Source organism: Variovorax sp. OK212 (genome assembly GCF_900112425.1).
Taxonomy (GTDB): Bacteria; Pseudomonadota; Gammaproteobacteria; order Burkholderiales; family Burkholderiaceae_C; genus Variovorax.
This window is the reverse complement of the sequence record NZ_FOLP01000032.1, coordinates 1-18,010: the sequence shown is the minus strand read 5'-3', so window position 1 is coordinate 18,010 and position 18,010 is coordinate 1. Positions and strand designations below refer to the sequence as shown.

Annotated in this window: 17 protein-coding genes and 1 pseudogene; 17 read left to right on the top strand and 1 reads right to left on the bottom strand. The window is 68.6% G+C overall.

Features of this window, described 5'->3' with window-relative positions; all coding sequences use genetic code 11:
* The first annotated feature begins 78 nt into the window (after positions 1-78).
* The 10 genes from BM004_RS38155 (at position 79) to yfcF (ending at position 11,329) form a co-directional block, all read left to right on the top strand.
* On the top strand, positions 79-1,251 hold the full coding sequence (locus BM004_RS38155; RefSeq protein ID WP_093130548.1) for an isovaleryl-CoA dehydrogenase: 1,173 nt from the start codon (positions 79-81) through the stop codon (positions 1,249-1,251).
* A gap of 142 nt (positions 1,252-1,393) precedes the next feature.
* Complete coding sequence (locus tag BM004_RS38150; RefSeq protein ID WP_093221774.1) at positions 1,394-3,073, top strand: AMP-binding protein; 1,680 nt, start codon at positions 1,394-1,396, stop codon at positions 3,071-3,073.
* Positions 3,070-4,695, top strand: a complete 1,626-nt coding sequence (locus tag BM004_RS38145; RefSeq protein ID WP_093221771.1) for a carboxyl transferase domain-containing protein — start codon at positions 3,070-3,072, stop codon at positions 4,693-4,695. Before BM004_RS38150 ends, BM004_RS38145 begins: the two co-directional genes overlap by 4 nt.
* A gap of 20 nt (positions 4,696-4,715) precedes the next feature.
* Positions 4,716-5,585 (top strand): alpha/beta hydrolase family protein, encoded by an 870-nt coding sequence (locus tag BM004_RS38140; RefSeq protein WP_093221769.1) that lies wholly within the window; start codon positions 4,716-4,718, stop codon positions 5,583-5,585.
* A gap of 16 nt (positions 5,586-5,601) precedes the next feature.
* Positions 5,602-6,402 carry an enoyl-CoA hydratase/isomerase family protein gene (locus BM004_RS38135; protein ID WP_093221766.1) on the top strand — a complete coding sequence of 267 codons (801 nt, stop codon included), beginning with the start codon at positions 5,602-5,604 and terminating at the stop codon, positions 6,400-6,402.
* Between the two features lie 5 nt (positions 6,403-6,407).
* Positions 6,408-6,920, top strand: a complete 513-nt coding sequence (locus tag BM004_RS38130; RefSeq protein WP_093221764.1) for an SMI1/KNR4 family protein — start codon at positions 6,408-6,410, stop codon at positions 6,918-6,920.
* Between the two features lie 9 nt (positions 6,921-6,929).
* On the top strand, positions 6,930-7,604 hold the full coding sequence (locus tag BM004_RS38125) for a DUF4126 domain-containing protein (RefSeq protein ID WP_093130542.1): 675 nt from the start codon (positions 6,930-6,932) through the stop codon (positions 7,602-7,604).
* Positions 7,597-9,600: an acetyl-CoA carboxylase biotin carboxylase subunit gene (locus tag BM004_RS38120; RefSeq protein WP_093130541.1), complete on the top strand. Its 2,004-nt coding sequence runs from the start codon at positions 7,597-7,599 to the stop codon at positions 9,598-9,600. The genes BM004_RS38125 and BM004_RS38120 overlap by 8 nt, the downstream gene beginning before the upstream one ends.
* Before the next feature lie 69 nt (positions 9,601-9,669).
* Positions 9,670-10,665 (top strand): DUF4349 domain-containing protein, encoded by a 996-nt coding sequence (locus BM004_RS38115; RefSeq protein WP_256220263.1) that lies wholly within the window; start codon positions 9,670-9,672, stop codon positions 10,663-10,665.
* Positions 10,666-10,708: 43 nt separating this feature from the next.
* Positions 10,709-11,329, top strand: a complete 621-nt coding sequence (gene yfcF / locus BM004_RS38110; RefSeq protein WP_093221761.1) for a glutathione transferase — start codon at positions 10,709-10,711, stop codon at positions 11,327-11,329.
* A gap of 15 nt (positions 11,330-11,344) precedes the next feature.
* Here the strand turns inward: yfcF and BM004_RS38105 are convergent, their stop codons facing one another.
* A complete protein-coding gene (locus BM004_RS38105; RefSeq protein WP_093221758.1) occupies positions 11,345-11,659 on the bottom strand; it encodes an EthD family reductase in 315 nt (104 codons plus the stop codon).
* 117 nt (positions 11,660-11,776) lie between these two features.
* Here BM004_RS38105 and BM004_RS38100 point away from each other — a divergent pair, with 117 nt between their 5' ends.
* From BM004_RS38100 to BM004_RS38070, 7 genes and pseudogenes are all read left to right on the top strand, one after another.
* Entirely contained in the window at positions 11,777-12,697 is a 921-nt protein-coding gene (locus BM004_RS38100) for a 2-hydroxyacid dehydrogenase (protein ID WP_093221756.1), read from the top strand.
* Between the two features lie 99 nt (positions 12,698-12,796).
* Complete coding sequence (locus BM004_RS38095; RefSeq protein WP_093130536.1) at positions 12,797-13,546, top strand: IclR family transcriptional regulator; 750 nt, start codon at positions 12,797-12,799, stop codon at positions 13,544-13,546.
* Positions 13,543-13,938: a cupin domain-containing protein gene (locus BM004_RS38090; RefSeq protein ID WP_093221753.1), complete on the top strand. Its 396-nt coding sequence runs from the start codon at positions 13,543-13,545 to the stop codon at positions 13,936-13,938. The genes BM004_RS38095 and BM004_RS38090 overlap by 4 nt, the downstream gene beginning before the upstream one ends.
* Positions 13,939-14,008: 70 nt before the next feature.
* Positions 14,009-15,025 (top strand): Bug family tripartite tricarboxylate transporter substrate binding protein, encoded by a 1,017-nt coding sequence (locus BM004_RS38085; protein WP_093221751.1) that lies wholly within the window; start codon positions 14,009-14,011, stop codon positions 15,023-15,025.
* A 268-nt stretch (positions 15,026-15,293) separates the two neighbouring features.
* Positions 15,294-16,517 (top strand): CaiB/BaiF CoA transferase family protein, encoded by a 1,224-nt coding sequence (locus tag BM004_RS38080; protein WP_093221748.1) that lies wholly within the window; start codon positions 15,294-15,296, stop codon positions 16,515-16,517.
* The gene (locus tag BM004_RS38075; protein WP_093221746.1) at positions 16,514-17,683 is read left to right on the top strand and encodes an acyl-CoA dehydrogenase family protein; all 1,170 of its coding nucleotides are present in this window, start codon (positions 16,514-16,516) and stop codon (positions 17,681-17,683) included. The genes BM004_RS38080 and BM004_RS38075 overlap by 4 nt, the downstream gene beginning before the upstream one ends.
* A gap of 127 nt (positions 17,684-17,810) precedes the next feature.
* A pseudogene (locus tag BM004_RS38070) lies at positions 17,811-18,010 on the top strand (hydroxymethylglutaryl-CoA lyase); the annotation flags it as partial.

Sequence of the window (18,010 nt, the reverse complement as noted above, 5' to 3'; positions counted from 1 at the left end):
GGCGTAAGCTGCGATCTTTCAAGCGCCATCCAGCGCGGGTAGCACTGCGCGCCGACCCCTTCAGAGGAGACAAACCCCATGCACGATCCCGGCCTGAACTTCGACCTGGGCGAGACCATCGATTCGCTGCGCAGCGCCATCCAGGACTTCGCCGCGAACGAAATCGCACCGCGCGCCGCCGACATCGACCGCGACAACCTGTTCCCGCACGACCTGTGGCAAAAGCTCGGCGAGCTGGGCCTGCACGGCATGACGGTGAAGGAAGAGTTCGGCGGCACCGAGCTGGGCTACCTGGCCCACATCGTGGCGATGGAAGAAGTCTCGCGTGCCTCGGCCTCGGTGGGCCTGTCCTACGGCGCGCACTCCAACCTGTGCGTGAACCAGATCCACCGCAACGGCAGCGACGCGCAGAAGAAGAAGTACCTGCCCAAGCTGGTGAGCGGCGAGCACGTGGGCGCGCTGGCCATGAGCGAGCCCAACGCCGGCTCCGACGTGGTGAGCATGAAGCTCAAGGCCGAGAAGAAGAACGGCTACTACGTGCTCAACGGCGGCAAGATGTGGATCACCAACGGCGGCGACGCCGACACGCTGGTCATCTACGCCAAGACCGAACCCGAGATGGGCGCGCGCGGCATGACGGCCTTCATCGTCGAGAAGAACTACAAGGGCTTCTCGGCCGGCAACAAGCTCGACAAGCTCGGCATGCGCGGCTCCAACACCTTCCCGCTGTTCTTCGACAACTGCGAAGTGCCCGAGGAGAACGTGCTGGGCGGCGAGGGCATGGGCGCGAAGGTGCTGATGAGCGGCCTCGACTACGAGCGCGCGGTGCTGTCGGGCGGCCCGCTGGGCATCATGGCCGCGTGCATGGACGCGGTGCTGCCCTTCGTTCACGACCGCAAGCAGTTCGGCCAGAGCATCGGCGAGTTCCAGCTGATGCAGGGCAAGCTGGCCGACATGTACTCGACCTGGCAGGCCACGCGCGCCTACGTGTACGCGGTGGGCAAGGCCTGCGATCGCAACGACCACGCGCGCACCTTCCGCAAGGACGCGGCCGGCGCGATTCTGTACTCGGCCGAGAAGGCGACGTGGATGGCCGGCGAGGCCATCCAGGCGCTGGGCGGCGTGGGCTACACGAAGGAGTTTCCGGTCGAGCGGCTGTGGCGCGACGCGAAGCTGTACGAGATCGGCGCGGGCACGAGCGAAATCCGCCGCATGCTGATCGGTCGCGAGCTGTTCGCTGAAACGGCCTAGGATGCTTTTCTCCCTCCCCTTTCGGGGGAGGGCAGGGGTGGGGGCTCGCGGCGGCCGATGAAGCACAGCGCCGAACCAGCGCCGCTTGCCCCCATCCCGACCTTCCCCCGAAAGGGAAGGAGCCAGACAAGGAGACAAGGAAATGAACATGACCGCTTCGTTGACCGAGAGCTACAACAAGGGCGCCACCGACGTCCCCCTCATCGAACAACCCATCGGCGACTTCTTCGACGACATGGTCGCGAAGCAGCCCGAGCGCGAGGCGCTCGTCAGCCGCCACGAAGGCCAGCGCTACACCTACCGCGCGCTGCAGACCGAATCCAGCAAGCTCGCCAGCGCGCTGCTGAACCTCGGCCTGCAGCCTGGCGACCGCGTGGGCATCTGGTCGCACAACAACGTGCCGTGGGTGCTGATGCAGATCGCCACCGCCAAGGTCGGCCTGATCCTCGTCAACATCAACCCCGCCTACCGCACCTCCGAGCTCGAGTACGCGCTCAACAAGGTCGGCTGCAAGGCGCTGGTGACGATGGCGCAGTTCAAGACCAGCGACTACCTCGGCATGCTGCGCGAGCTGGGCCCGGCACGCCTGCCGCAGCTGCTGCACACCTTCTGGATCGACAAGCCCGGCGAAGGCGCCGAGCAGGCCGGCATGCAGCGCTTCTCGCAACTGCTCGCAAGCGGTGACGCCAACGATTCGCGCATCGCGCGGATCCAGAAGACGCTGAAGGCCACCGATCCGATCAACATCCAGTTCACCAGCGGCACCACGGGCTTTCCGAAAGGCGCGACGCTCACGCACCGCAACATCCTGAACAACGGGTTCTTCATCGGCGAGTGCATGAAGCTCTCGCCGGCCGACCGGCTGTGCATTCCGGTGCCGCTGTACCACTGCTTCGGCATGGTGCTGGGCAACCTGGCCTGCCTCACGCACGGCTCGACCATCGTGTACCCGAACGACGGCTTCGATGCGCTCACCGTGCTGGAAACGGTGCAGGCCGAGCAGTGCACCGGCCTGCACGGCGTGCCCACCATGTTTATTGCCGAGCTCGACCATCCGCGCTTCAAGGAGTTCGACCTGTCGACGCTGCGCACCGGCATCATGGCCGGCTCGCCGTGCCCCATCGAGGTGATGAAGCGCGTGGTCAGCGAGATGCACCTGGGCGAGATCACCATCGCCTACGGCATGACCGAGACCAGCCCCGTGAGCTGCCAGAGCAGCACCGACACGCCGCTGGACCGCCGCGTGTCCACCGTGGGCACCGTGCAGCCGCACCTGGAGGTGAAGATCGTCGACCCCGAGACCGGCGCCGTCATGCCGCCGGGCCAGTCGGGCGAACTGTGCACGCGCGGCTACTCGGTCATGCACGGCTACTGGGACGACGAGCCGCGCACGCGCGAGGCCATCGACCCCGAGCACTGGATGCACACGGGCGACCTGGCCACGATGGACGCCGAGGGCTACGTCAACATCGTCGGGCGCATCAAGGACCTGGTGATCCGCGGCGGCGAGAACATCTACCCGCGCGAGATCGAGGAGTTCCTGTACCGCCACCCCAAGGTGCAGGACGTGCAGGTGGTCGGCCTGCCCGACAAGAAGTACGGCGAAGAGCTGTGCGCGTGGATCATCGTCAAGCCCGGCCAGAGCGCCACCGACGAGGAGATCCGCAGCTTCTGCAAGGGCCAGATCGCGCACTACAAGGTGCCGAAGTACATCCAGTTCGTCACCGAATTCCCGATGACCGTGACCGGCAAGATCCAGAAATTCAAGATCCGTGACGCGATGACCGAACAACTCGGCCTCCGCCAGGAAAAGACAGCATGAGCCAACTCGAAACCAAACTCAACGCCCGTTCGGCCGACTTCCAGGCCAATGCCACCGCCATGCGCGCGCTGGTCGACGACCTGCACAAGCAATTCGCCAAAGTGGAGCAGGGCGGCGGCGAGGCCGCGCGCGCCAAGCACACCGCGCGCGGCAAGCTGCTGCCGCGCGACCGCGTGGCCGAGCTGCTCGACCCGGGCACGCCCTTCCTCGAAATCGCGCCGCTGGCCGCGCATGCGATGTACCTCGACGCCAAGGGGGCCGAGTCGGCGCCGGGCGCGGGCCTCATCGCGGGCATCGGCCGCGTGAATGGCGTCGACTGCATGATCGTGTGCAACGACGCGACGGTGAAGGGCGGCACCTACTACCCGCTGACCGTCAAGAAGCACCTGCGCGCGCAGGAGATCGCCGAGCAGAACCGCCTGCCCTGCATCTACCTGGTCGACTCGGGCGGCGCCAACCTGCCGAACCAGGACGAGGTGTTTCCCGACCGCGACCACTTCGGCCGCATCTTCTACAACCAGGCCAACATGAGCGCCCAGGGCATCCCGCAGATCGCGGTGGTCATGGGCTCGTGCACGGCCGGCGGCGCCTACGTGCCGGCGATGAGCGACGAGTCGATCATCGTGAAGAACCAGGGCACCATCTTCCTGGGCGGCCCCCCGCTCGTGAAGGCGGCCACGGGCGAGGTCGTGACGGCCGAGGACCTCGGCGGCGGCGACGTGCACACGCGCCTGTCGGGCGTGGTCGACCACCTCGCGCAGAACGACCTGCACGCACTGGCGCTCGCGCGCTCGGCGGTGGCGAACCTCAATGCGAAGACCGCCGCAGAAGGCGGCGCCAAGGCCGCGGTGCGCGAGCCAGCGTTCCCGCGCGAAGAGCTCTACGGCGTGATCCCGACCGACACGCGCAAGCCCTTCGACGTGCGCGAGATCATTGCGCGCATCGTCGACGGCAGCGAGTTCCACGAGTTCAAGGCGCGCTTCGGCGCCACGCTGGTCTGCGGCTTCGCCGAGATCGAGGGCATGCCCGTGGGCATCGTCGCCAACAACGGCATCCTGTTCAGCGAGTCGGCGCAGAAGGGCGCGCACTTCATCGAGCTGTGCTGCCAGCGCAAGATTCCGCTGGTGTTCCTGCAGAACATCACCGGCTTCATGGTGGGGCGCAAGTACGAGAACGAAGGCATCGCGCGCCATGGCGCCAAGATGGTGACGGCCGTGGCCACCGCCAACGTGCCCAAGTTCACCATCATCATCGGCGGCAGCTTCGGCGCCGGCAACTACGGCATGTGCGGGCGCGCCTACAGCCCGCGCTTCCTGTGGATGTGGCCCAACGCGCGCATCAGCGTCATGGGTGGCGAGCAGGCCGCGAGCGTGCTGGCCACCGTGAAGCGCGACGGCATCGAGCTCAAGGGCGGCAGCTGGAGCAAGGAGGAGGAAGAAGCCTTCAAGGCGCCGATCCGCCAGCAGTACGAAGACCAGGGCCACCCCTACTACGCCACCGCGCGCATCTGGGACGACGGCATCATCGATCCGGCCGACACGCGCCGCGTGCTTGCGCTGGGCCTGGCGGCCGCGCGCAACGCGCCGATCCCCGAGCCGAAGTTCGGCATCTTCCGCATGTAAGAGCCGGCCAGGGACCCGTCATGACGCTGCGCACATTCACGTTCATTGCCGCACTGCTCTGCTGCGCGCTCGGTGGGCAGGCGCAGGCGCAGGCCGTGGCGCGCCGCGACGTCGAGATCCCGATGACGGTCAAGGGCTTCTTCGGCGAGTCGCGCATCAAGCTCGCGGCCACCGAATACAGGCCCGAGGGCGACGGGCCGTTTCCGGTGCTGGTGATCAACCACGGCACGCCGCGCTCGCCCGCCGAGTTCCCCAAGATGCAGGACCGCTACGAGCGGCAAGCCGAGATGTTCGCTAAGCGCGGCTTCGTGGTCATCAACCCGATGCGCCGCGGCTACGGCAAGTCCGACGGGCCGTGGGCCGAGAACTACTTCAGCTGCGCCAACCCCGACTACGTGCAGGCCGGCCTGGAGAGCGCGAAGGACATCGGCGCCGCGCTCGACTACGCGCGCACGCTGCCGTACGCCGACGCGCAGCACATGGTGCTGCTGGGAAAGTCGGCCGGCGGCTTCGGGGTGCTGGCGCTCTCCAGCCTGAACCCGGCCGGCGTGGTCGGCACCATCAACTTTGCCGGCGGGCGCGGCTCGCGCGGGCCCGACGACGTGTGCAACGAGGCGAAGCTGGTCGATGCCTTCGGCCGCTATGCCTCGACCACCAGGGTGCCGATGCTGTGGGTCTATTCGGAGAACGACCACTTCTTCGGCCCCGCGTTGGCGGGCCGGCTGCTGGCGGCCTACAAGGCCCAGGGCGTCGATGTGCGCTTCGAGGGCGTGCCGCCCTACGGCAACGACGGCCACGCCTTCTTCGAAGGCCGCGCCAACGTTGCGAGCTGGGTGCCCATGGTGGACCGGTTCCTCGCGAAGCTGGGCCTGCCCCAGCACCTGCAATGACGACAAGACAACAGACATGAGCGACTACACCAAACTGCAACTGAGCTTCGACGGCGCCATCGCCCGCATCTGGCTCGACCAGCCCGACGCCCGCAACGCCTTCGACGACATCGTCATCGCCGAGCTGACGCGGGCCTTCACCGAAGCCGGCGCCGCCGCGCAGGTGAAAGCCGTGGTGCTCGGCGCGAACGGCCCGGCTTTCTGCGCCGGCGCCAACCTCAACTGGATGCGCCGCATGGCCGACTACACGCGCGACGAGAACATCGCCGACGCGGGCAAGCTGGCCGCCATGCTGCGCACCATCGCCGAGTGCCCCAAGCCCACCATCGCGCGCGTGCAGGGCGACGTGTACGCGGGCGGCATGGGGCTGGTTGCGGCCTGCGACATGGCCGTGAGCGTCGATACGGCCTGGTACTGCCTGAGCGAAGTGAAGATCGGCCTGGTGCCCGCGACCATCAGCCCGTACGTGCTGCGCGCAATGGGCACGCGCGCGTCGCAGCGCTACTTCGTCACGGCCGAGCGCTTCACCGCCGTCGAGGCGCACCGCATCGGTTTCGTGCACGAGGTGGTCGCGGCCGGCGCGCTCGACGCCAAGGTCGACGAACTCGTGAAGGCGCTGACCGGCGCGAGCCCGGCCGCCGTGCGCGCCTGCAAGCAGCTGATTGCCGATGTGGCCGGCCAGGAGATCGACGATGCGCTGATCGCGAAGACGGTCGAAGGCATCGCCGACATCCGCGCCAGCGACGAGGGCCGCGAAGGCGTGCAGGCCTTCCTGCAGAAGCGCAAGCCGTCGTGGCTGGAAGCGAACAAGGGCTGAGCGGCATGTCGCACGGCGCACTCATCGAACCCATCCAGCGCATGGACGCGTGGCTGGCCGCGCACCGCGCGGACTACCGCGCGCTGCTGCGGCCCGGCGTGGACGACGCCGCGCTCGACGCGTTCGAGGCCAGGTTCTCGCTGAAGCTGCCCGAAGCCTTTCGCGCGCTCTACCGCTGGCGCGACGGCCAGCCGAACAGCGCCTTCGACAGCCTGCAGGACAACCGCATGTTCAGCGCGCTCGAGGACATCGCCGACACCAAGGGGATGCTCGACGAGATGATCGGCACCGACTTCGAAGACCCCGCCACCTGGCGGCGCGGCTGGGTGCCCTTTCTGTCGAACGGCGGCGGCAGCCACCTGTGCGTCGACATCGATGCCGAAGGCGGCGGCCAGCCCGGGCAACTGATTGCGTTCTGGAAAGCCGACGAAGACCGCCCCGTGGAACACGCGTCGTTCGACGCATGGCTCACGGACCTCGTGGCTTCCATGGAAGCCGGCACCATCGAATTCGACTGAGGCCCCGCCATGAACACCAGCCTCGACATGCCCCAACTGCTCGCGCTGGCCGCCGCCATCGGCTGGGCCAGCGGCGTGCGGCTGTACCTGGTCGTGCTGCTGACCGGCGTGGTCGGCTACTTCGGCTGGGTGCCGTTGCCCAGCGGGCTGCAGCTGCTGGCGCATCCGGTGGTCATCGCGGCCAGCGGCTTCATGGTGTTCGTCGAGTTCTTCGCCGACAAGATTCCCGGGCTCGACTCGCTGTGGGACGTGGTGCACACGGCCATCCGCATTCCCGCGGGCGCGGCGCTCGCGGCCAGCGTGTTCGGCGCCGACCATGGCGTGATGGCGCTCGTCGCGGCGCTGGTGGGCGGCGGCTTCGCGGCCACGGCGCATGCGGCCAAGGCCACCACGCGCGCGGCCATCAACACCTCGCCCGAGCCGTTCTCCAACGTGGGCGCCTCGCTGGTCGAGGACACCATGGTGCCCGCGGGGCTGTGGCTGGCGGTGGCGCACCCCTTCGTCTTTCTCGTGCTGTTCGTGCTGGTGCTTGTGCTGAGCGTGTGGCTCATCCGCAAGAGCTGGCGTTTCCTCAAGGCGCTGTTCGCCCGCGTTGCCCGCATCTTCAGCGGCCGACCCGATCCGGGCGTGGTGCCCGCGTTTCAACTGAAAAAGAATCCTCCGGGAGACACTCCGAATGTTTAAGAAGATCCTGATCGCCAACCGCGGCGAAATCGCTTGCCGCGTTGCAGCCACCGCGCGCCGCATGGCCATCCGCACGGTTGCCGTGTACTCCGATGCCGACGCGCACGCCAACCATGTGCGCGCCTGCGACGAGTCGGTGCACATCGGCGGCAGCGCGCCGAAGGACAGCTACCTGCGCTGGGAAAAGATCCTCGAAGCCGCCAAGGCCACGGGCGCGGAGGCCGTGCACCCGGGCTACGGCTTCCTGAGCGAGAACGAAGAGTTCGCGCAGGCCTGCGCCGACGCCGGCCTGGTCTTCATCGGCCCGCCGCCCTCGGCCATCAAGGCGATGGGCCTGAAGGCCGAGTCGAAGCAGCTGATGGAGAAGGCCGGCGTGCCGCTGGTGCCCGGCTACCACGGCCACGACCAGGACCCGCAGCTGCTGCAGCGCGAGGCCGACCGCATCGGCTACCCGGTGCTCATCAAGGCCAGCGCCGGCGGCGGCGGCAAGGGCATGCGCGCGGTCGACAAGGCCGAGGACTTCGCCGCCGCGCTGGCCTCCTGCCAGCGCGAGGCCATCAACAGCTTCGGCGACGACGCGGTGCTGATCGAGAAGTACGTGCAACGCCCGCGCCACATCGAGATCCAGGTGTTCGGCGACACGCAAGGCAACTACGTGTATCTGTTCGAGCGCGACTGCTCGGTGCAGCGCCGCCACCAGAAGGTGCTCGAAGAAGCGCCCGCGCCCGGCATGACCGAGGCGATGCGCAAGCAGATGGGCGATGCCGCCGTGTCCGCCGCGCGTGCCGTGAACTACGTGGGCGCGGGCACGGTGGAATTCATCGTCGAGCAGCGCGAAGGCGGCGAGATGAACTTCTTCTTCATGGAGATGAACACGCGCCTGCAGGTCGAGCACCCTGTGACCGAAGCCATCACCGGCCAGGACCTGGTCGAGTGGCAGCTGCGCGTGGCTTCGGGCGAAGCGCTGCCCGCGAAGCAGGCCGACCTGCAGATCCACGGCCATGCCATCGAGGCACGCATCTGCGCCGAGAACCCCGACAACAACTTCCTGCCCGCCACCGGCACCTTGCGCGTGTACCGCAAGCCGCAGGCCACCGCATTCCAGCGCAGCCGCGTGCGCATCGACGACGGCGTGCGCGAGGGCGGCGAGATCTCGCCGTTCTACGACTCGATGATCGCCAAGCTCATCGTGCACGGCACCACGCGCGAAGAAGCGCTGGCCCGGCTCGACGCCGCGCTGGCACAGGTGCAGATCGTGGGCGTGCAGACCAACGTGCAGTTCCTGCGCGGCATCCTGGCGACCGAGTCGTTCGCGAAGGCCAACCTGGACACCGCGCTGATCGAGCGCGAGCGCGCCGTGCTGTTCGAGCGCGAGACGCTGGGCCTGCCGTTGGCCGCGGCCGCGGCCATCACGCGCACGCTGGTCACCGAGCGCCCGGTGGGCGCGCCCGACCCGTTCGAGCGCCGCGACGGCTGGCGTTCGCACGGCGAATACCTGCGCCGCTTCGACTTCGAGTTCCGCGGCGCCGAGCAGGTCGCCCTGCTGAGCTACAGGCGCGACGGCAGCCTGTGGCTCGAAGCCGGCGGCGCCCAGGGGCCGCTGGTGGTCGGCCAGTTCCCGACCGGCGAGTTCGAGGTGGAGTTCGCCGGCACGCGCCAGACGCTGGACGTGCACCTCGACGGCGCCACGGCGCACGTCTTCGCGTCGAAGGGCGCGACGAAGATCACCGCCATCGACCGCCTGGTCCACGCCGGCGACACCCAGGCTGAAGGCGGCCGGCTCACCGCGCCGATGCCCGGCAAGGTCGTGTCCTTCGCGGTCAAGGCCGGCGACAAGGTCAGCCGCGGCCAGCCGCTGGCGGTGATGGAGGCCATGAAGATGGAGCACACCATCGCCGCACCGGCCGACGGCACGGTCGACGAGCTGATGTTCGCGCCGGGCGAGCAGGTGGCCGAAGGCGAGGAGCTGTTGCGAATGAGTGCCGCTGCCGCCTGAAAAAAAGTTAACCCCGTTGCGGGCGCCCGCCCGTATCAGCTGCGGTAGTCATCACTCAAGGGAAATCCCATGACCTATCGCATGCTGTCTTGCACGCCTCGCCCCGCGTCCGCGCCCCGTTTCCTGTCTGCCCGCCACCGCTCGGGCATCGTCCTGCTGGCCCTGGCGGCCGCCCTGTCGCTCGCCGGCTGCAACCGCACCCAGGACGAGACCGCCACGCTCGCCGAGCCGGCGCCGTCTTCGGCACCGGCGCCCATGCAGGCCGCGGCCAGCTATGCCGGCGGCATGGCCCGCAAGGAGCAGCGCATGCGGTCGGCCGAGCAGGCGTCCGCGGACCAGGCCCAGGGCGGGCAGGACACGCCGCTGCAGCGCTTCCTGGCGGTGCGGCAGGACCTGAACGTCGAGGTGCCGTCCGAGCAACTGGCCGATGCCTGGGGCAAGGTGCGCGACCTGTGCGGCACGCTGAAGTGCGAGCTGCTGTCGTCGTCGCTGCTGCGCGAGACGCCGCAGCAGCCGGGCAACGCCATGCTCGAAGTGCGCGTGGAACCGGCCGATGTCGACAAGCTGCTCGGCGGCCTGGCCGGCGTGGCGAACGTGGTCTCGCACACCACCACCAGCGAGGACAAGACCGCCGAGGTGATCGACGTCGAGGCCCGCATCAGGAATCGCACCGAGTTCCGCGACAGCCTGCGCGTCATGCTGCGCGACACCGTCACCAAGCGCACCATGGCCGACCTGCTGGCCATCCAGCGCACGCTGTCGGACACCCAGGCCGAGCTCGACGCCAGCGCCACGCAGCGCAAGGTGCTGGCGCAGCAGACCGGCAAGCAGCACATCCAGATCCAGTTCACGCCCAAGCGCGCCCTGGTGAGCAGCGGCGGCGGCTACAGCCCGATGGGGCATGCGCTGCGCAACGCGGGCTCGGTGCTGGCGCAGAGCGTGGGCTCGCTCATTACTTTCGTGGCGGCGGTGTTGCCGTGGCTGCTGCTGGTGGTGCTGCCGATGGGGTGGCTGGTGCGGGTGCTGTGGCGCCGCCGCCGCCAGGGTGGTTCTAAGATCGCGTGAGGGCCGCGACCGGGTCCTTTTCCCCACAGAGGAGCCATTCTTGATGCAGGACCCGATCCGCCTTTACGTCGACGCCCAGTTCGCGAGCCCTTACGCCATGTCGGTGTTCGTGGCCTTGCATGAAAAGCAGCTGGCCTTCGACATGCTGCCCGTCGACCTGGCGGCACTCGAACACCGGGGCGCCGGTTTCTCGCAGCTCTCCCTGACGCAGCGCGTGCCGACGCTGGTGCATGGCGACTTCGCGCTGTCGGAGTCGTCCGCCATCACCGAGTACATCGACGAGGTGTTTCCGGGCGCGCCGCTCTATCCGGCGGAGCCACGCGCCAAGGCCCGCGCGCGGCAACTGCAAGCCTGGCTGCGCAGCGACCTGATGCCGATCCGGCAGGAGCGCTCCACCGAGGTCGTGTTCTTCGGCCCGTCGAGCGTGCCGCTGTCCGCGGCGGCGCAGGTGTCGGCCCGGTCGCTGTTCGATGCGGTCGAGGCGATGCTGCCGGTGGATGCGCAGAACCTGTTCGGTGAATGGTCGATTGCCGATGTCGACCTGGCGCTGATGTTGAACCGGCTGGTGCTGAACGGGGATGCCGTGCCGCAGCGGCTGGCTGCATATGCGACGCGGCAGTGGCAGCGGCCCTCGGTTCAGCGGTGGGTGGCGCTGGCGCGCTGATGCACTGACGAGGCGTCAGCCCACCACCACTTCGCTGATCTGCATCACCGGCGCGATGTCGGTGTAGTTCTTCACGTCGCCCATGATCTCCTTCATGTGCGGCCCGAACGCCTTCTGGAAGGCCTCGACCGATTCGCTGAACACGTGGCACATGCCGACATAGGTGGGGTCGGAGCCCGGGGCGCCGCCGGCCAGGCCCCTGTCGATGGTGTACGAGAGGCAGGCGTCGCCCATGCGCGCCTTCAGCATCGGCATGTGCCTGTCGCGGTAGTACGCGTGGTCGAAACGCGCGCCGGGGGTGTGGGGGTACATCACGCTGACTTTGATCATGGACAGGTCTCCTGAGGTAAGCGTTCGAGCATAGGAGATGGCCCCGGGCCGCACAAGCCGAGGGCGACTCGCGCGGGACCCGGTGCACCGCGGCGTCGCCGCCTAAGATTCGTCCCCATGCGAATCACCGTCTACCTCACCGACAACCGCCCAGACCCCTGGATCCAAGGCCTTCAGGCCGAACTCCCCGACGCCGTCATCGAAGCCTGGAAGCCCGGCGCGCCGCAGGCCGACCATGCCGTGGTGTGGGCGCCGCCGCAGGAGTTTCTCGACGAGCAGCCCGCGCTGCGCGGCATCTTCAACATCGGCGCGGGCGTGGATGCGTTGCTCAAGCTGAAGGTGCCGGCGCACACGCGCATCGTGCGCCTCGACGACGCGGGCATGTCGGTGCAGATGGCCGAGTACGTGTGCCACACGCTGATTCGCCACTTCCGCGAGTTCGACGTCTACGAAGCCGACGCGAAGCAGCGCAAGTGGAGCTACCGCAAGCCGAAGCTGCGGCGCGACTTTCCGGTCGGCATCATGGGCCTGGGCGTGCTCGGCGAGCGCGTGGCCAGGGCCGTGGCGCAGTTCGAGTTTCCGGTGCTGGGCTGGAGCCGCTCGCCGAAGGCCATCGACGGCGTGCAGGTGTTCAGCGGCGAAGCGCAGTTCGACGAGTTCCTGTCGTCCACGCGCGTGCTCGTGAACCTGCTGCCGCTGACCGACGCGACGCGCGGCATTCTCAACCGCGACACGCTCGGCAAGCTCAAGCCCGAGGGCTACCTGATCAGCATCGCGCGCGGCGGCCACCTGGTGGAAGACGACCTGATCCCGATGCTCGACGCGGGCCAACTCGCGGGCGCGACGCTCGACGTGTTCCAGGTCGAGCCGCTGCCGGCCGACCACGCGTTCTGGCGCCACCCCAGGATCACCGTGACGCCGCACGCGTCGGCGCGCACGCTGCGCGAGGAGTCGATCAGCCAGATCGCCGGGAAGATCCGCGCGATGGAGCAGGGCCTGCCGGTGGCCGGCGTGGTCGACCCGACGCGCGGCTACTGACGAAGGGTGCCGCCAGCGCGCGGCACCAAGCGAAGCGCCGAGGGGCAGGGAAGGGGAAACCCCGAGGCAATAGTTTTTCACAAGTATGAAAATCTTTTCATGACTGTGAAAACTGCGTTTCGCGTGATCGAGATCGTCGAGCTCTTCGCTCGCGAGAAGCAACCGCTGGCGCTGTCCGAAATGGCGCGCCTGCTCGACATGCCGGTGTCGAGCTGCCTGGGCCTGATCCGCACGCTCGAGGAGCAGGGCTACATGTACGAGACCGGCCGCCGCCAGGGCTACTACCCGACGGGCCGGCTGCTCGCGATGGCGCAGGTCATCGCCGCCCACGACCCGGTGCTCGACCGGGTGAAGGCCACGCTCGAGGAGCTGCGCGACGCGGCGCGCGAGACGGTGGTCTTCGGCAAGTTCCGCGACGCGGGCCAGGTGGTGTACCTGGAGGTGCTGAGCGCGCCGCAGGCCATCCGCTATTCCGCCGAGTCGGGCGAAACGCGCCCGGCGTATGCCAACTCGCTGGGCCGCGCGCTGCTGTCCACGCTGGCGTCCGAGGCGCGCCGCAAGCTGCTCGACGGCATGACGCTCGCGCCGCTGACCGAGGCCACGCTCACCACCGCCGAGGCCATCGAGGCCGAGCTGCAGCGCGGCGCCGCGCGCGGCTGGTACGGCAACCTCGGCGAAAGCATTCCCGACCTGATCGGCCTGGCCTGGCCGCTGCGCATCGGCGGCGAGGCCTACGCCATCTCGGTGGCCGGCCCGCGCTACCGCATGGAACCCCGCATCGAGGAGGTCGCCGCGATGCTGCGTTCGGCCTGCCTCGCCATCGAACCCAAGACCGAAAGCCCCCGATGACCACGACCGCCGCCGCGCCCCGCTACTTCGTCCGCGAGGACGAGATCACCGGCTACCACCCCGCCAACCACACCGGCACGCTGAACAAGCGGCTGATCGGCCCCGAGACGGTGGGCGCGAAGCAGCTCGAGGTGCTGGTCGGCCACATCCAGAAGGGCAAGGGCGCGCTGCCGCATGCGCACCCGGGCATCGAGCAGGTCTGCTACATGCTCGAAGGCCGCGCGATCGCCGAGGTGGACGGCCAGCGCCAGGAGCTGCACCCCGGCGACAGCTGCTTTTTTCCGGCCGACGCCATGCACACCTTCACGGTGGTGAGCGACGAGCCGGTGCGCGTGCTGGTGATCTACAGCCCGCCGTACGAGGAACTGCCGGAACGCGTGATCCGGCCCTGACCCGAAGCGCCGCGGACCCCGGTCCGCAGGCGCGGCTTTGCACCGACAACAACCCCGGAGACAAGCAAGCATGAAGACGACCAGGAACGCGACGGGCCACCCCGTCGTGGTGGCGAACCGCCGCCGTTTCATTTCCATCGGCGCGGCCACGGGCCTCGCGGGCGCCGTGCCGTGGGCCTTCGCGCAGGACGCCTACCCGAAGCTGCCGATCAAGCTCGTCGTGCCGTTCGCGGCCGGCAGCGGCACCGACGCGGTGGCGCGCATCACCGGGCAGATGCTCGGCGAGGCGCTCAAGGCCTCGGTCATCGTGGACAACCGCGCGGGCGCCAACGGCGTGATCGCGGCCGAGCTGGTGGCCAAGGCGCCGCCCGACGGCTACACGCTGTTCATGACGACCAACACCACGCACTCGGCCAACCCGAGCCTGATGAAGTCGCTGCCCTACGACCCGGTGAAAGACTTCGCGCCGGTCAGCCGCATGGGCAACCTGCCGTTCATGCTGGTGGTGAACAACGAGCTGCCGGTGAAGAACGTGGCCGAGCTGCTGGCCTGGGGCCGCGCGCACCCGGGCAAGCTGACCTACGCGAGCGGCAACAGCACCGGCATCGTGAGCGGCGCGACGCTGTCGCGCATGAGCGGCGTGCCCATGCTGCATGTGCCGTACAAGAGCACGCCACCGGCCATTGCCGACCTGATTGGCGGGCAGGTGTCGATGATGGTGGTCGACCTTGCCGCGGGCCTGGCCACGGTGAAGGCCGGCAAGATGCGCGCGATCGCGGTGACCACGCAGGAGCGCACCAAGCTCTTTCCGGAGCTGCCGCCGCTGGCCGACACGCCCGAGCTCAAGGGCTTCGACATCACCTCGTGGAACGGCGTGTTCGCGCCGGCCGGCACGCCGAAGGACATCGTGCGCAAGCTCAACAAGGCGCTGTCGGAGATGGCCAATGGCGCGGTGTTCCGCGAGCGCGTGAGCAAGCTGGGCTTCGATGCGTTCGGCAGTACGCCGGAAGAACTCGGCGCGTTCACGGTATCGGAACTGGCGAAGTGGAAGAAGCTGATCCAGGCCGCCGGCATTCAACCCGAATGACCACGCCGTATTTCTCCCTGCCCTTCCGGGGGAGGGCAGCGTTGGGGGCCCGCGGCGCCACCATCAGGCGCTCTGCCTGCCCCCATCCCGGCCTTCCCCCGGAGGGGGAAGGCGCAATGCAGATGCAGGACCTCCGTGTGCCGACGCCCTGGATGTCTTGCTCCCTCCCCTCCCGGGGGAGGGTTGGGGTGGGGGCGCGCGGCGCATCCATCGGGCGCTCTGCCCGCTCCCATCCCAGCCTTCCCCCCAAGAGGGAAGGAGCAAGGACATGAACACCACCGGACCTCTCGAAGGCATCCGCATCCTCGACCTCACGGCCGTGGTGATGGGCCCCTATGCCACGCAGACACTCGGCGACCTCGGCGCGGACGTCATCAAGGTCGAGCCGCCCGCCGGCGATAACCTGCGCGCGGTCGGCCCGATGCGCCACGCGGGCATGGGCGCGATGGCGATGCACCTCAACCGCAACAAGCGCTCGATCGTGCTCGACCTCAAGCAGCCCGAAGGCCGCGAGGCCTGCCTGAAGCTCGCGGCCAGCTGCGACGCGCTGATCTACAACACGCGCCCGCAGGCGATGGCGCGGCTCGGGCTCGGCTACGACGCGGTGGCCGCGGCGAACCCGAAGATCGTCTACCTCGGCGCGTTCGGCTACGGCGAGCAAGGGCCCTACGCCGGCAAGCCCGCGTACGACGACCTCATCCAGGGCGCGGCGGGCGTGGCCTCGCTGTTCGCGCAGCAAAGCGGCGGCGATCCGCGCTATGCGCCCGTCACGCTGGCCGACCGCGCCGTGGGCCTGCAAGCGGCCATCGCGCTGCTTGCCGCGGTGCTGCACGCGCAGCGCACCGGCAAGGGCCAGGCGGTGGAGGTGCCGATGTTCGAGGCGCTCGCGCAGTTCGTCATGGGCGACCATCTCGGCGGCCACAGCTTCGAGCCGCCGCTGGGCACCACCGGCTACGCGCGCCTGCTCGCGCCGCACCGCAAGCCCTACGCCACGGCGGACGGCCACCTCAGCGTGCTGATCTACAACGACAAGCACTGGCAGGCCTTCTTCGACGTGATCGGCCGGCCCGAGCTGCGCGACTCGCCGATGTTCGGCTCGCACACCGCGCGCGCCGCGAACATCGGCGCGGTGTACGCCTTCGTCGCCGAAGTGATGGCCACGCGCACCAGCGACGCATGGTTCGCCGCGCTCGATGCGGCCGACATTCCCGTCGCGCGCCTGCACAGCACCGACAGCCTGCTCGGCGACCCGCACCTGCGCGCGGTCGACTTCTATCCCGAGTTCGACCACCCGAGCGAGGGCCGCATCCGCACCCTCGCGCCGGTCGGGCGCTACAGCGCCACGCCCACTGCCATCCGCCGGCCCACGCCGCGCATCGGTGAGCAGAGCGTGGAGCTGTTGCGCGAAGCCGGCTACGGCGACGAGGCCATCGAACAGCTGCTTGCGCGCGGCGTCACGCTGCAACCCGACCCTACGAAAGACAGCGAATGAATTTCTCTCTGAACGAAGACCAGCGCTCGCTGGTCGCGGCCATCGAACGGCTGTGCGAAGACTTCCCCGCCGACTACTGGCGCGACCACGACGACCGCGCCGTGTTCCCGCACGCGTTCCACCGCGCCGTGGCCGAGAGCGGCTGGCTCGGCATCGCCATGCCCGAAGCGCAGGGCGGCGCGGGGCTCGGCATCACCGAGGCGGCGCTGATGATGCGTGCCATCAGCGCGTCGGGCGCGGGCATGTCGGGCGCGTCGTCGGTGCACATGAACATCTTCGGGCTCAACCCGGTGGTGGTGTTCGGCAGCGAGGAACAGCGCCAGCGCTTCCTGCCGCCGCTGATCGCGGGCACCGAGAAGGCCTGCTTCGCCGTGACCGAGCCCGACGCGGGGCTCGACACCACGCGCCTGAAGACGCAGGCGGTGCGCCAACCGAATAGCAGCTACCTGCTGCACGGCCGCAAGATCTGGATCTCGACCGCGCAGGTGGCCGACCGCATGCTGATCCTCACGCGCACCACGCCGCTGGACCAGGTGAAGAAGCCCACGCAGGGCCTCACGCTGTTCTACACGCCGCTGGACCGCAGCAAGGTCGAGGTGCGAGAGATCCACAAGCTCGGGCGCGCGGCGGTCGATTCCAACATGCTGTTCATCGACGGGCTCGAGGTGCCGGAAGAAGACCGCATCGGCGAGGAGGGGCGCGGCTTCGAATACATCCTGCACGGGCTGAACCCGGAGCGCATCCTGATTGCGGCGGAGGCCATCGGCATCGGCCGCGCGGCACTGCGTATCGCATCGCAATACGCGCAGGAGCGCGTGGTGTTCGGCCGGCCCATCGGCCAGAACCAGGGCGTGGCGCACCCGCTGGCGCGCGCCTGGGCCAACCTGGAAGCAGCCGACCTGATGATGCTCAAGGCCGCCACCCTGTACGACGCGGGCGAGCCCTGCGGCACCGACGCCAACGCGGCCAAGTACCTCGCGGCCGAGGCCGCGCACGACGCCTGCCAGAACGCGGTGCTCACGCTGGGCGGCATGGGCTACGCGAAGGAATACCACGTCGAGCGGCTGCTGCGCGAGAGCTACATTCCGCGCATTGCGCCGGTGAGCCCGCAGATGATCCTGAACTTCATCGCCGAGAAGGCGCTGGGACTGCCGAAGTCGTACTGATGGCGCCATTTGCAACCCCGCAGGCACGCATTGCTACCTTCCGGGACTTGTGTACCAGGCAGGGCAACTGCATGTGGCGGACAATCGAAGGCGGTTTTTCATCCGCCCGCGACACCAGAGACATCCCATGAAACTCCCCACCAAAGTCAAACTCGTCGACGTCGGCCCGCGCGACGGCCTGCAGAACGAAAAGCAGCCGGTCTCCGCCGAAGTGAAGATCGGTCTCGTGCATCGCCTGCAGGACGCGGGCCTGAACGAGATCGAGGTCACCAGCTTCGTGTCGCCCAAGTGGGTGCCGCAGATGGCCGACAACGCCGAGGTGATGCA

Excerpts from the sequence above, each read along its gene's own strand:
- BM004_RS38085 (WP_093221751.1), top strand. The coding sequence starts at position 14,009 with ATGAAGACGACCAGGAACGCGACGGGCCACCCCGTCGTGGTGGCGAAC.
- BM004_RS38115 (WP_256220263.1), top strand. The coding sequence starts at position 9,670 with ATGACCTATCGCATGCTGTCTTGCACGCCTCGCCCCGCGTCCGCGCCC.
- BM004_RS38120 (WP_093130541.1), top strand. The coding sequence starts at position 7,597 with ATGTTTAAGAAGATCCTGATCGCCAACCGCGGCGAAATCGCTTGCCGC.
- BM004_RS38155 (WP_093130548.1), top strand. The coding sequence starts at position 79 with ATGCACGATCCCGGCCTGAACTTCGACCTGGGCGAGACCATCGATTCG.
- BM004_RS38095 (WP_093130536.1), top strand. The coding sequence starts at position 12,797 with ATGACTGTGAAAACTGCGTTTCGCGTGATCGAGATCGTCGAGCTCTTC.
- BM004_RS38080 (WP_093221748.1), top strand. The coding sequence starts at position 15,294 with ATGAACACCACCGGACCTCTCGAAGGCATCCGCATCCTCGACCTCACG.
- BM004_RS38150 (WP_093221774.1), top strand. The coding sequence starts at position 1,394 with ATGAACATGACCGCTTCGTTGACCGAGAGCTACAACAAGGGCGCCACC.
- BM004_RS38145 (WP_093221771.1), top strand. The coding sequence starts at position 3,070 with ATGAGCCAACTCGAAACCAAACTCAACGCCCGTTCGGCCGACTTCCAG.
- BM004_RS38105 (WP_093221758.1), bottom strand. The coding sequence starts at position 11,659 with ATGATCAAAGTCAGCGTGATGTACCCCCACACCCCCGGCGCGCGTTTC.
- BM004_RS38125 (WP_093130542.1), top strand. The coding sequence starts at position 6,930 with ATGAACACCAGCCTCGACATGCCCCAACTGCTCGCGCTGGCCGCCGCC.
- BM004_RS38130 (WP_093221764.1), top strand. The coding sequence starts at position 6,408 with ATGTCGCACGGCGCACTCATCGAACCCATCCAGCGCATGGACGCGTGG.
- BM004_RS38140 (WP_093221769.1), top strand. The coding sequence starts at position 4,716 with ATGACGCTGCGCACATTCACGTTCATTGCCGCACTGCTCTGCTGCGCG.
- BM004_RS38075 (WP_093221746.1), top strand. The coding sequence starts at position 16,514 with ATGAATTTCTCTCTGAACGAAGACCAGCGCTCGCTGGTCGCGGCCATC.
- BM004_RS38090 (WP_093221753.1), top strand. The coding sequence starts at position 13,543 with ATGACCACGACCGCCGCCGCGCCCCGCTACTTCGTCCGCGAGGACGAG.
- BM004_RS38135 (WP_093221766.1), top strand. The coding sequence starts at position 5,602 with ATGAGCGACTACACCAAACTGCAACTGAGCTTCGACGGCGCCATCGCC.
- BM004_RS38100 (WP_093221756.1), top strand. The coding sequence starts at position 11,777 with ATGCGAATCACCGTCTACCTCACCGACAACCGCCCAGACCCCTGGATC.
- yfcF (WP_093221761.1), top strand. The coding sequence starts at position 10,709 with ATGCAGGACCCGATCCGCCTTTACGTCGACGCCCAGTTCGCGAGCCCT.